The sequence below is a fragment of the Haloarcula sp. K1 genome (assembly GCF_001647155.1).
Taxonomy (GTDB): domain Archaea; phylum Halobacteriota; class Halobacteria; order Halobacteriales; family Haloarculaceae; genus Haloarcula; species Haloarcula hispanica.
The window spans coordinates 1-12662 of the sequence record NZ_LRHL01000003.1; the positions used below are offsets into that span (position 1 = coordinate 1).

Consider the following 12662-nt stretch of genomic DNA (forward strand, 5'->3'; position numbering starts at 1 on the left):
TCCCGCCTAAAACTGGTGGTGCTTATTACATTAATACAAACCTAATTCACAAACCAGAATATCGCCGTCTCAGGCACTCTGTGCGCGAATATTTGGGTATTCTGTCCCTGATAAAGTATATGTAGCTATATCAATTTGCCTCAGTTGGAAGTTGAGACTACAGGGGGTTTAGCGGGGCTATGATGCGTGGTTTCGGCTGGTTCAGTGATCGGGAACTGGCACAGACTGCTCTCCAAACACCTGATCTTGTTGCACTGCCACTCATTTTCGCGAATTTAGACGACTTCCGACAGCGTTGCCACTCAGACGCGGCGCTAACACGGAGAGAGCCCCTCACTATCCGATTCCCGTTTCCTTCTTCAACAGCGTCAGCGTATTGTCGGCTGTTACGATCGGCGAATGCTCGTATTCACCAGTCAATTCGACCTGTACCAGTAAATCGACTGCTCGCCAAATCGAGTACAACAGACACGCGAATGCGAAGTAGAAGAATCGGAGGCCAAAATCCTTCGATGTCGTGGCGGCCATGAAGCGCTTGATCGATTTATAACCGCTTTCAATCTCCCAGCGATACCCATACTCGGTAAGATAGGCGCTGCTGGTGTTTGTCATGAATACCGAGTATTGCCGGTGATCGTCGTGCTCAGAGTCTTCTTGCCGACGGTAGATCAGCGTCGTCTCGTGCCACTCGTTCTTCCCAAGATGGAGTTTCCGATCAGTCTCGTATCGGTCTTGACCCCGCTGGAGCAATCGCTTGGCTTGGGCTCTCTCACTCGTCTGCATCCGTTTCGGGACGACATACGAAAGCCCTCGTTGGCTGAGCATCTCCAGAATGTGCTGGCTGTCGAACTCACGATCCATCAGTACGTTATCGACGTGAACGGCGTCTTGGGCTGAATCCAGCAGATCCTCCACTATCTCTTTCCGTGATTCACCTCTTCGTACAGGACGGGCATCGAGGACAATCGGAACCGCATTGCCGACCAACTGGACCGTCGCCCACTGATAGGCGTACTCATCGGTCTTCTCCTTTGTCCCAATAATCTCATCTTCGTGTCCGGTTCTGTCGCCTGTGAACGGGTCTGCTTCAGTAATATCGATAGCGATGATTCCTGCTCGGAAGAACTCCTCCGTCTCCGCTGCTTCCTCCAACAGTCGAGTCACAGCCTGCCGGTACATCTCCCGAATCTGCTCAATAGAGAGGTCACGAATCTGATCGCGATGGGCGTGGCCCAATGGCGTCCGATCCCGATTCGATTCATAGACGAAACTGCGGGCTCCTTCATTGGCAGCTAACCGCTCACGAAGTCCGAGATATGTTTGTAAGTCCCAGTAGGCGTTCTCGTGGATCTCACAGCCATTGTCACGATTCAGTGAGAATGCCGGGAAAACGACGTGACTGATGTGGTTCGTAATTGATGCCGCTTCGTCGAGGACGGCTTGATCGTCTGAGACTGGTTCTTCTTCGTCATCTTGCGGTGGAAAGCTACGTTCTGGCTCGCGCGGAACAGCAACGCCCGCGTTCTGAGCTTTGATTAGAATTGTCCGCGCAGCTGCCTCAATTGTCTCGCGAAGCTCTGTAGTGAATCGTTCGTGCCAGCTTCGCCATAGCGTCGACTGGTCTGGGACCGTCTCTATGTCTAGTTGTTCATGGAGTTCAGGATGGTGAGTGAGGTACGTGAGGAGTGCCGTCTCGTGGGCCCAGCCGTGAAGTTCTTTGAGTAGAAATAATCGGAACAGTTGAGCCATCTCGTACTGAATAGCTCCAGAATACCGGACATGTGGCCCAAACTCGACGTACGCTACTGGGTAGTGAGATACGAACTCGTCGACGGAGTGGTGAGCCTGGTGGTCGAACCATGTGGACGCAACGGTCCAGATGTCTTCTTTCAGGCCGGCGAGAGAACTCCGGTCGTAGAGTGAAGTCGAATCATATGCCGGCCATTCAATGAATGATTGCTGGGCGATTCGTCGAAAGACACTGCGTTGAGAGTCGCAACTCGCAACCACTACGAGATGCTGGCCACGGCAGGCTCAAGAATCCGCTTACTGCTCAGTACAGGGAAGGTACGTAAACTCACTTTTTTGAAGTCCACAAGACAGATATTGCCTTGACCGGAAGTTCAGTTATGCCCCGTGACACCCTCGTTTCGTGGAAAACATTTGCTCTATTCCTCCTCTTCCCGCCTCTTGCCATCATCGCTATTGTATTGTTCCCTCTGACGCTACTCGTCCTATTCTGGCTCTATAACAGGGGAAAGACCCAAGCAATACGTGAGAGAACCACCTCCGAGCCGGGGTCATCTGTTGATAACTAAGCACCTTACTGAGCAGTTGTTTCACCTGCAAGATAGGGGGCGAAAGCTGTATATCAAATCTGTCTCCAGAAATCCCGAGTAGTGGTGACGGTGCAATCAACAGCCATACTATTTTGATTTGGTCCCGTAAATACCAATAGTGGCCAGCATATTTGTAGAAATACCACTGATGGAGCGAGATGACTTCGACGAGACGGCCCCTGACGAAATCATTCCCACGACAACGCCGAAAGGGACGTATTCGGCGTTCCGGCCTGACCCGCTTCCCCCCTCAACTGACACTGAACAGCTCATTACACCGCTGGCCGAGGCGACACAGGCACTTGGACGACTCCACGGTATCGGCCCACGTGTTGGCTCAAGAGAGATCCTGATCGAACCGTTCATTCGAAAAGAAGCCCTGGAATCCTCGCAAATCGAAGGAACACATGCTACCCTCTCGGATATCTACGCCTATGAGGCCGGACAGGAAGCTCTTATCGACGAAGACAGACAGCAGGGCACCCAGGAAGTCGTGAACTATCTACACGCCCTGACGCACAGATTGGATGCGATCACAGCTGGCGATCCAATTACCGTCGAATTGCTGTGCGAAATGCACAACCGGTTGCTTTCGGGTGTCCGTGGGGATGAGGCTGACCCAGGTGAACTTCGTACAACCCAGAATTTCATCGGCAGTACGCCATACATCCAAGACGCCAGGTACGTGCCGCCACCACCGAACGAAATCCCTGACCTTCTCGAAGACTTGCTCGAGTATGCGAACCAAGAGACGAATTTACATCCACTCCTCCGAATCGGATTGATTCATTACCAATTCGAGACGATTCATCCGTTTCTCGATGGGAACGGACGACTCGGGCGGCTATTGATCAGTCTCCTCCTACAACGTGACGGTCTTTTGCCCGAGCCGTATCTCTACCTGAGTTCGTATTTCAATGCACGACGTTCGGACTACGTCGATCACCTACTGGCAGTCAGTCAGCGGGGTGAGTGGGAAGAATGGTTGCTGTTCTTTCTACGTGGTGTGCAGTCACAGGCAGATGAAGCTCACCAGCGAGCGAACCTACTGGTCGACCTCCGAGAGGACTATCAACAGCGCTACCAGAGCGAGCGGTCTGAGAATATCCTCGAACTGGTCATGCGACTCTTCGAAGATCCGTACTTGGACGTGAACACAGCAGCCGACCGGTTGGATGTCGAATACAGCACAGCCAACCGACTGATTGGACAACTCGAAGATGACGGGATACTCGAAGAACTCACTGGAAAAGAGCGTAATCGGTTCTACCGTGCAAGCGAAGTCTTCGAGATTATTAACAAGCCAATCGACCAGCTCTAGATCATAGCCTAACAAGAGACGAGCCATATGCATTGAGATGGCCAATCTCAACTACTGGGGAGAGGGGGAAGTCACGTTTTCGGGATCTCAAGTTCTAGGCACTGTCTAGTTTTGGATGACCTCAGTTGGCGTTCGTCCGTCAAGTGCTTGGTTGGGTCGTTCGTGGTTGTAGTGGTGTCTGAAGCGTCGTAGCCACTGTTTCGCGCTGGATTGACTGCCCCTCCAGAAGAAATGAAAGCGGTCGATTCGCATGGTCACAGTCTGGAACCACTTTTCGATGTGGTTCCGGCTTCGGTAGTTGAGCCGACCGCTCAAATCGTGGCGTGAGAGGGCAGTCAGATAGCCGCCAGCATCGGCGAGAAACTCTGTATCGGCGACATCGTGTTTCTGAGTGAGTCGGTGCAGGAACGCCGCCGCGGGGTCGGGCCCGCGGCGGCTGAACACGTCGACCTCTAGCAACAGCTTCGAATCAACGTCGACGGCGGCGTACAGCCACTTCTTTTCGCCGTCAACCTCGATTTGTTTCTCGTCGACCGCTACCCGCGACGGCTCCGCCGTCGGCGGGTCGCTCTGTGCTTCCGATAGCGTGTGAACCCAGTTCCAGACCGCTCCGTGAGAGCGATCGACACCCAGCAAGTCTAAAATTGCGACTGTCTCCCTGATCGACAGCCCCGCCGTGTGGAGACGCACCCCAAACCGCCGGACTGGTGTCGGGGTGCGCTCGTTCTCCCAAACGTCTTGACTGTCCTCGTCTAACGTTTCTCTGAGGAGGTCTGCGAGCTTCATGGACAAAACTCACTAAGACCTCCTCGCTTCTCAAACTCGCTCAACTAGACAGTGCCTTTACGTGTACCATATGTGTATTTGTGACAATTAATTCTTTCCGAGAGTAGTTAACGCAAATAGATAGTCTGGTAGCTCATTCTATTGACTTAAGAGTCTAACAGACGCAAATCCGCTACTCCTCGGTGGCAGCCTCCCAGCCCTTATGAAAGTACACCAGCGCCATGTCGGAGTCAAAACACTGCCCGGATGGAACGTGCTGAAAGACGTTTTGTTCAGGAATTGGCTCAACCACACCCTCATTGAGTAGACTGGTGACCACCTCACAGCCTCGTGGCTCGTCGATCTCGACAGTATCGGGACGCTGCCGGTCGCGGTCCTGTGCGATCTGTTCGCGCTCGAAGCGCTCGTAGTCTGGAACTGTTTCAGTCGGGTCCATGAAGGAAATCCCTCACCCGACCGGGGAGACACAAAAGTAGCGTTAACCAACAGTCGGGAAGTATTGCGGTCGCTATTGGTTAAGACACCAGCGTGTCATAGAAACGTTCGCAAGACCGAGAGAAACTTCCTCGTCAAGCCGGTTGTCGAGGAAGTTAAGGAGTTGGTACTCGTGAATTTCACTGTCTGCTTGCTGCTGTTTGCTAGGCACATTCGCAGCAAGCAGACGTCTCAACTAACCGGCTTTGTGAGGTCCTAAATCTACATAGAGCGTCCGACTCCGGCGTGTCAACAATAGATTTAGATAATGCCCGGAGAAACCAGGATTTGATGGCTATCTCGCTGGTAACGTGGCTCCGTCTGTTCGGTGGTGTCGCCCTCCTTCTGGGAAACAGCTTTTTCGTCACGACCGAGTTCGCGATGACCCGCGTCAGGCAGTTCGAGGAGGCGGAGTTTCTCGGTAATGGACGTGGACTTGAACGCGCCTGGAACATGACCAAGCGGTTGGAGATATTTCTCACAGGCTGTCAGGTGGGGATCACCATCTGCAGTGTCGGCCTGGGAGTGGTCGCTGAACCGGCCGTCACAGCAGTCCTGGGACCGCTACTGGGTGCAGTTGGCGTCACCGGCGGCGGACACACGACACTGTCTGTCCTCCTCGCGTTGGTCGTTGTCAATCTCATGCACGTTATTGTCGGCGAGCAGGCACCGACGTATCTGGGGATCGAGCGTGCCAAGTTCGTCGCCAGGTACGGTTCGGGCCCGCTGTACGCCTGGACAAAGCTCATGTATCCGGTAATCATCTCGGCGGACTGGGTGGCGAAAACGTTGCTGGGCCTCTTCGGCGTTGAGATCTCCCGTTCGTGGACCGAATCGGAGGCCGAAAGCGATCTCGCAACTACTCGGGCCGAACTGCGTAGCGAAATGGGCGAGTCGCTCAGCCGACTCGATATCCCTGAAGAGCGACGGACTGAAGTTATCAACGCTCTCGACATCGGCGCGACGACGGTCAGTGAGATCATGGTTGACCGCAGTGACATCGTCGCGCTCTCGACGACTGACGACTTCGAGACGAACATGGACCGGATCGACGGAATGCCATACGTCCGCTTTCCGTTGATCGAAGGCTCACTGGACTCGTTCGTGGGTGTTGTCTACGCGCCGACGGTGCTGCACAACTACGAAGCGCTGGATTCGGGGACGACCACACTCGAAGAACTGGCAACCTCGCCGCTAACTGTCGCTGCTGAGACGACTATCAGTGACTTCATCGACCGGTGTCAGGCCGAAAGTCAGGAACTCGCCCTCGTGGTTGCAGACGACGATGTCGTTGGTCTCCTCACCGCGACAGACGCCTTCGAGGCAATCACCGGTGAACTCGAAGACCCGATGGATCGCGCGGCCGAGTGACTGTCAGCACAGGCACATCATCGTCAATGTGTACCGAGAGTTCGATGACCTCTCCAGTATCCCGACTCTAGATTATAACGTCGTTATCAGAACCACTCGCGGGCCTTCAGGCGAGCCGTTAGCTGGACGCTCTTGCGGAGTCCGCGGCGGACGACACCGCCCGAATTCGGCACGCCCTCTCCGTCTTCGTACTCCAGTCCCCGGACGACCGTAACGGGGATCTGTTCGTCCGCCTGTCCGAACAGCAACGCCGACCCGGCGGTGAGTTCGTCTGCGACGAGGTCGACACCGCCGACCTTCGGCTCTCCATACAGGTCCGTCTGTCCGAAGTTGTTATCGATCGCCTCGATCCCTGAGCACCCGATCGCCAGATCCATCGAACCCGGGCCGGCAATTTCCGAGTCGGCCAAGACGACAGCCACATCTGCGCCAGTCTGTGCCTCGATTCCCTCGCGGAGGCGACGGGCACTCTCGTCTGGATCTTCAGGTAGTAGCGTCATCATCCCGTCCGGACTGTTTGACCAATCGACACCCGCGTTCGTACAGAGTCGACCGTTCCGCTCGGTCACGAGCATCGCTGGGACCTCAGCAAGTGCCTCCTGTGCCGCTTCGGGGTCTACGGCATGTTCCAACAGCACGTCTTCGCCGACCTCTGCGATCGGGATCGCACCGATGACCTCGCTTTCGTCGTAGATGACGGCCACTTCTCGCGGATCGATGCCGGTGATGTCTGCCACCCGGTGGTCGCGGTCAGTGACTTCGACCTCGTCGGCTTCAACGAGTCGGTTCTCGGCGAAGGAGACGACCTTCGCGGTGACGACGACGATGTCACCGTCTGTCAGGGGATACTCTGCAGCCGCTGTCTCGACGATCCGGTCGACGAGGTCGTCGTTCGGTTCGACTTGCCCGATATTAAGTCCGTGGAACGTTAGTTCCGTCATCAGTTGAAGATCGGAAACAGCACACTTCAACGCTGAGACGATTGCACATCGCTGGGAATAGACGAGACGTTCTTCGAAACGTGTCCCACTCAGTGTACCGGCGGTATCGGGCAGTCGACGGAACGTAATCACGTCGCACCCACACGGCAGGCGGCTTTATTGGTGCAGGCTGTGTATCGATTCCTGTATGCCCGAAGAAGTCCTGTTCAAGTCAGAAAGTGATCAGAGCCGAGAAGAGATCGCATCGTACCTCCGGAAAGTCGCGGATAATCTCGACAGCGGAAACGCTATCAACCTGAAAGCAGGCTCCGAGTCCGTAACGCTGGATCCCCCTGCCCGACCGACCTTCGAGGTCAAAGCCGAACGTGAAGGGCCGGCAGACAATATGACGGAGCTAAGTGTCGAGTTCGAACTCGAATGGGACGAAAATGATGGCGAGGAGGGCGGCCGAAGTGGTCAGTTAGAAATCGAGTAATCACGCCAACACACGCTGGGAAGTCGATTCAGCGGAACCTATCTAAAACAAATGAAGTCGCTGTGCTGTCCGGTCTCTTTAACTCTTCCTCCTGTTTCTGTCTGGGGGACTGCGTTTACGATACAATCTCTTGGATGTAGAGGTGGGCGTACGCGCTCGCCCACACGATTGAAAGTAGGTCTCCAACGCTTGTAGAGAACACACGCAAAACAGGCGTCACCGAAGCGACGCCCGTCCCTATCTCGGGTAGATAGAGGTTGCTTACACTCCCGATAGCGATCACTGCGATGAGCACGAACTTCCGACGGTAGTTCGTCGTAATCTGCCAGCTAATCCGAAGTGATTTGAGAGGGCCATATTGGCCGATAACGCAGGCCTCCGGTGCGAACCAAAACTTGAACAGCAAGCCGAGAAACGGCACGGCAAAAACGAGCCCACCCACCGCCGCAACGACGGGAAAGCCAATTATATCTGCGGGGTTTCCCGGAATAGCGCCAGCAAAGAGGAGTAGTGGCAGAAACAGAAAGAACGGAACCGTCATTACAGAAAAAACGATAAGCAGTGTTACGCCAATCAACGCCGGTGTCCGGGTGATACTCCGATGGACTCCTTCGCGTATCGTTACAGAGTTATCAGTCAGTTCTCCGGCGACAATTGTTCCCACATAAGCTCGAATCAAGATTATGAACACAAACGCCGTCAGAGCATCGAATACGCCGATTACAGGCATCGGGAGCCCGTTGATGATGTCCGTCTCGAGAAGTCGGTTGGCCAAGATAGTCACACCCGCGAAGGCGATGATCGAGGGGTAGGAGCGAAACAGGCGAACGGACCAGACCAATGCATCAAGGGCGGTCCGATTGGTGGTCGTCGTCTCGATGTTTCGGCATTCGAGACAACCACAGCCATCGGTATCTTCCCGTGACTTGATCGTTGGTGCCATGTCACACTCGCTTGTGTCGTCACTGGTAGAAGCGCTTCGGATTGGGGGGTCGGTGTGTTCGCTCATTCGGCAGTGATGAACTGTGAGACGGATTCGCCGATAGCGAGTAAAACCGAGGGGGGACCAAGCAGCGAAGCGAACGATTTGAACGCACGTTTGAGACTCGGGCGGTCGTCCTCAGTGCCGAGAAAGAGGAGTGTCGGGTCCTCTGATACGACGTATACACTCATCTCACGGCCTTTCTCCGAATAGCAGGTGTCAGTCACTTCGATTACGCCGGCCGATTCGAGATTCTCCAAATGATAGTGAACGTTCTGCAGGCTCTGGCCGAGTTGCTCAGCGATCCGTGCCGGTGTCGCTGGCGTTTCGTTGAGCAGTTGGAAAATCTCGTACGCAGTCTCGGAGGACAACGCTTCGATTACCTCCCGTGTCGTGTCGTCATCGAGACTCAAGATAGCGGGGTTATCACTTCGTTCGACGGCGGCGTCAGTTTGTGTTGGAAGAAGTCGTGCCATGTGTGTGAGTAGCTGCTGTGGCTGGAGCACGGGATCTGACCCGGCTGGTTGCTGTTCGAAACTATCGTTTGTAATTGTTGGTCGGTGTTTATGTTGATTCCGGGACAGCAGTTAATCGCAAGTAATAGGCCGTGTAGACCGTATAAAAGTACGCGAAGCCGACTGAAGACAGAGCGATTCCGAGAGGGAGCAAGACGATCATCGGAATTCCTATCTCAATCGGTAATACGTCAGCCGGTCCAGCGTTCGTCAGCGTCAACCGGACGAGATATTCGGGAATGAAGAAGGCGTTCAGCAGGACACTCCACGCCAGTGAGAATCCAACGACGCTTCTGAGATTTGAGCGGACGAGTGCAACACTTTTTCGGAACGCATCAGTAACACTCTCGTTCTCGATGACAATCGCAGTGTCGTAAAACTGCACGAACATAATGACAACGAGGATGGACAGCAGCCAGATGAGTATAGATCCGACGCCGGCGACGAAGGCAGCCATCTCGTTAATTGGGGCGAGTGCCATCGATCCGATACCGAGGATGAACCCGATAAATCCGAGTCCGACAGCGGTCCCGAACACGATAAGTATGAACAACACAGTTGCGAGGAGAAGTGGGAAGTAATGTGTTCGCCCTTCAATGAAAAACTGGGTGAACGACGCGTCTACTCCTTCGATTGCGGTCTGTGCGGTGCCGATGAATCCACCGAGAACGAACGGGAACACAATGAGCCATACGAGAGAGACACCCGCTGACAGTAGTGGTGATTCGATCAGATGATCCACGTACTGGAGTTGACTTACGGCCCCGATGAGGAGGCCGGCAACGAACAGGCTCGGGTTTTCTCGGAGGGCAGCGGATCCATCTTTGAATGCGGAGACTGTCACCATTGTGTTCACGAATTACTGTCGTCGGGTATTAGGTCGAGCGTAGTATCAAAATCAGATTTGAGCATTTTGAACGGTAGTACAGGCGACGAGTACCGATCTCGCCAACGCTCGGTGGGGTAGTCATCGAGCCACCTTCTGGTGGCGGGACGGTGGAGCCTCTGCAGTTGTCGGATGGATAGACTGTAACTCTGAATCACAAGTATTTTTGATACCAAGCACGTACTGAATAGTTGGGTTCTGGTCCCCACTCCACTTCCCCCCTGAATCGTATCCGATTCACCGATCGGCCCGGATCCAGAACCCGTTGTCGTGGATGACGGCTTCCAATGGTGTGTAGCACGCCGCTCCCCCCAGCTGCACATCATCTCCCAAGCCTTTGCTGCTTGGACCGTCGGAGTCGTGCAAGCGTGTCTCATTGAAGTTTATCGTTGAGTGAGTTGTGTAATCGGAAAATCGACAGACAGCGTGGGGATATTACAAGCGTTTTCGTGGCCACTCGTATCAAGAGCAAGTGGGTTCCGTGCCCTGTCCAATTCCATTGGATTCACCCATCCTATCGATTGTTTCAGGGCTAGAGCCCGTCGTCGAAGTAGACGACTTCGGATGGTGCGTTGCAGACCGCTTCTCCCACCCCTATCCACCATTCTGCTGGTGTACACAGCGGAGCCACGGGGTATTGTGTACGTCCAAGTGCGTACGCCACTGGAAACATCGGTAGGGTGGTAGAGCTGGCCACTATTGTGAGTGGGTTGAAGCGTGGTATTTGCTACCGTGGTTCCACAAAGGCTATTTATGTGGCGTCTGTCACAACCGAGTGGGTTCTGGTCCCCGCTTCGAGTTCCCCTGACTGCTGGTCGTCTGACTGGGTTTCCCGGGTCCAGAACCCAGCCGTGCCTCTGACATAGCAGAATGGTGGGCGCTACGCAAGGTGCCCATTGCAGCCCACCATTTCCCTCCAAACGAACGGGCAAATATCAGTTCCTATCTCTCCTCACAGTCGTCGACGCTAGCCACCATGTGAGACTGCGTCTTTTCGAACCCGAGCTTTTCGTAGAAGGCGATGGCTCGCTCGTTGTCTACGTGCGGATCGAGACTGAACTCCTCACATCCGGCTTCGCGTGCCCAGTCTCTGAGACGGTCGAACAGGTCCGCAGCCAGTCCGGTTCCACGATACGGTTCGCCAACGTAGATGTCACAGATGAACAGTCGGTCGGGGCGGTCGAAGACACTCGGCGCTTCGTCGACTTCGGCCGCGATATACCCGGCAAACTCACCGTCAGCATCGGCGAGTGGAGTCTCGTCGGTGAATCCATCGACGGCGATCCACGTTCGATACTCCTCCGAATCGAGTCGATCGACGCGGAACGGGAGTTCCTCCGCGACGAGGTCGACGTCGTCGGCGAGTGAGAAGGCATCGACAGTCCCTTCGAGTTCGCGGTAGTACGGTAGCCAGAGCTCCTCGATAAAGCGCCGGACAGCAGGCTCTTTTGCTGAGAGTTCCACAATCTCCATACCTGTCCGGACCAGTCGCGCCACTTATTTGTTGTTACTCTCGGAGTCGACGATGAGTTTGAGAGCGAGAAAGCTGATTGACGGAGCGCATCCAACGCCAGAGCCAATAGAAGGGGCACCTGTCTCTGCACCTGCTGATGGATGTTCTGCTCATTTGCTGCGTGCTCTCTCCCCGAATCGGTGAGACAACAGTATGACTCGGTCGAGGACCACGAACGTCACCCCAGACTTGAACCGGTCCATCATTTAGGACTAACTGACAAATCCTTTGATTGCCTTGAAAAACAGTGTCTCGTTGACGCGTCCCTCTTCTATGGACGGTCAATATGGCCTTCTCACGGAGCCGATGTTCTGTACAAGTAGATGGCACAGAGGGCGAGGATAGCCTCAGCTACCTTCGCTGCGACGGCCAGCGGATTCAGGTTCCCCTGCATATAGAACGCGTCAAAGCTGAACCCCTGGAACACAAACAGTGCGAGAATGGTGACAATGGCGTATCCCGCAGCGACAAGGTACAGCTCGGGTCGCCAGTACCGGCTACTGTACAGGAGGACCCCGCCAAGAAATCCAAGCCCATTCAGAATAAACAGCGCCCCCAATGTCTGACTGAATCCCATGACCTGTGGACCGAGCAGTAAGTGGATGCCAGCAGTGGTAAGCGTAGCTACGATTGCGAGGTACCCTACTGGATGCGATGGGAGTGTAAAAAACGAGTCTTGTCGCTGTGTCGATTGAGCAACCATACTGAGTAATTGTCACTGAAGTGTATTAAATCCATGTGAGTTTTTCGACATTACGGGAGCAGGCAGAACGGATATGATCGGCTGCGTTCCTGGTTCAGCACTGGGTGTAGGAAGTTATCTGTCCGTTCGACTGTCCCATCGAATGCGGAGACAGGCCAGTACATCAGCACAATCCACTACCAGTACTGTGTCCGAAGACCGTATCTTCCCCAGCGGTAATACGTCCCGTTTTCTGCATGAGTCTTCTGGCCCCTCATCAGCAATCTCAACCTGAATCACTGATTCGATCTCGATTTATCAACTCTGGCCGTGACACTCGGATGAGACAATCGGAATGATATTCTGTTTCCTGTTGG

General features: G+C 54.4%; 13 protein-coding genes. 4 read left to right on the forward strand and 9 right to left on the reverse strand.

Annotated features, from left to right (window positions below):
* Window positions 1–336 precede the first annotated feature (336 nt).
* Complete coding sequence (locus AV929_RS00895) at window positions 337–2010, reverse strand: transposase (protein ID WP_064287132.1); 1674 nt, start codon at window positions 2008–2010, stop codon at window positions 337–339.
* Between the two features lie 119 nt (window positions 2011–2129).
* Here AV929_RS00895 and AV929_RS22875 point away from each other — a divergent pair, with 119 nt between their 5' ends.
* The gene (locus AV929_RS22875; protein WP_064287133.1) at window positions 2130–2318 is read left to right on the forward strand and encodes a hypothetical protein; all 189 of its coding nucleotides are present in this window, start codon (window positions 2130–2132) and stop codon (window positions 2316–2318) included.
* A gap of 169 nt (window positions 2319–2487) precedes the next feature.
* Window positions 2488–3660: a Fic family protein gene (locus tag AV929_RS00905; RefSeq protein WP_064287134.1), complete on the forward strand. Its 1173-nt coding sequence runs from the start codon at window positions 2488–2490 to the stop codon at window positions 3658–3660.
* Window positions 3661–3765: 105 nt separating this feature from the next.
* Here AV929_RS00905 and AV929_RS00910 read toward each other — a convergent pair whose 3' ends face one another.
* Entirely contained in the window at window positions 3766–4446 is a 681-nt protein-coding gene (locus AV929_RS00910; RefSeq protein ID WP_064287135.1) for an IS6 family transposase, read from the reverse strand.
* A 172-nt stretch (window positions 4447–4618) separates the two neighbouring features.
* Window positions 4619–4882 (reverse strand): hypothetical protein, encoded by a 264-nt coding sequence (locus AV929_RS00915; RefSeq protein WP_014030810.1) that lies wholly within the window; start codon window positions 4880–4882, stop codon window positions 4619–4621.
* A gap of 329 nt (window positions 4883–5211) precedes the next feature.
* Between AV929_RS00915 and AV929_RS00920 the strand changes: the two genes are divergently transcribed.
* Window positions 5212–6291, forward strand: a complete 1080-nt coding sequence (locus tag AV929_RS00920) for a CNNM domain-containing protein (RefSeq protein WP_014030812.1) — start codon at window positions 5212–5214, stop codon at window positions 6289–6291.
* 86 nt (window positions 6292–6377) lie between these two features.
* Here AV929_RS00920 and AV929_RS00925 read toward each other — a convergent pair whose 3' ends face one another.
* Window positions 6378–7232 carry a coenzyme F420-0:L-glutamate ligase gene (locus AV929_RS00925; RefSeq protein WP_225308212.1) on the reverse strand — a complete coding sequence of 285 codons (855 nt, stop codon included), beginning with the start codon at window positions 7230–7232 and terminating at the stop codon, window positions 6378–6380.
* Window positions 7233–7419: 187 nt separating this feature from the next.
* On the opposite strand from AV929_RS00925, the gene AV929_RS00930 reads away from it, so the two are divergent.
* Window positions 7420–7707 carry an amphi-Trp domain-containing protein gene (locus tag AV929_RS00930; protein ID WP_050007339.1) on the forward strand — a complete coding sequence of 96 codons (288 nt, stop codon included), beginning with the start codon at window positions 7420–7422 and terminating at the stop codon, window positions 7705–7707.
* 115 nt (window positions 7708–7822) lie between these two features.
* On the opposite strand, the gene AV929_RS00935 is transcribed toward AV929_RS00930, so the two are convergent.
* The 5 genes from AV929_RS00935 to AV929_RS00955 form a co-directional block, all read right to left on the reverse strand.
* On the reverse strand, window positions 7823–8650 hold the full coding sequence (locus AV929_RS00935; RefSeq protein WP_230458811.1) for a hypothetical protein: 828 nt from the start codon (window positions 8648–8650) through the stop codon (window positions 7823–7825).
* Window positions 8651–8712: 62 nt separating this feature from the next.
* Window positions 8713–9165: a helix-turn-helix domain-containing protein gene (locus tag AV929_RS00940; protein ID WP_014030815.1), complete on the reverse strand. Its 453-nt coding sequence runs from the start codon at window positions 9163–9165 to the stop codon at window positions 8713–8715.
* Between the two features lie 88 nt (window positions 9166–9253).
* On the reverse strand, window positions 9254–10051 hold the full coding sequence (locus tag AV929_RS00945) for a hypothetical protein (protein ID WP_064287136.1): 798 nt from the start codon (window positions 10049–10051) through the stop codon (window positions 9254–9256).
* Between the two features lie 981 nt (window positions 10052–11032).
* Window positions 11033–11563, reverse strand: a complete 531-nt coding sequence (locus AV929_RS00950) for a GNAT family N-acetyltransferase (RefSeq protein WP_064287137.1) — start codon at window positions 11561–11563, stop codon at window positions 11033–11035.
* Between the two features lie 335 nt (window positions 11564–11898).
* On the reverse strand, window positions 11899–12306 hold the full coding sequence (locus AV929_RS00955) for a hypothetical protein (RefSeq protein WP_050036592.1): 408 nt from the start codon (window positions 12304–12306) through the stop codon (window positions 11899–11901).
* Between the last annotated feature and the right edge of the window lie 356 nt (window positions 12307–12662).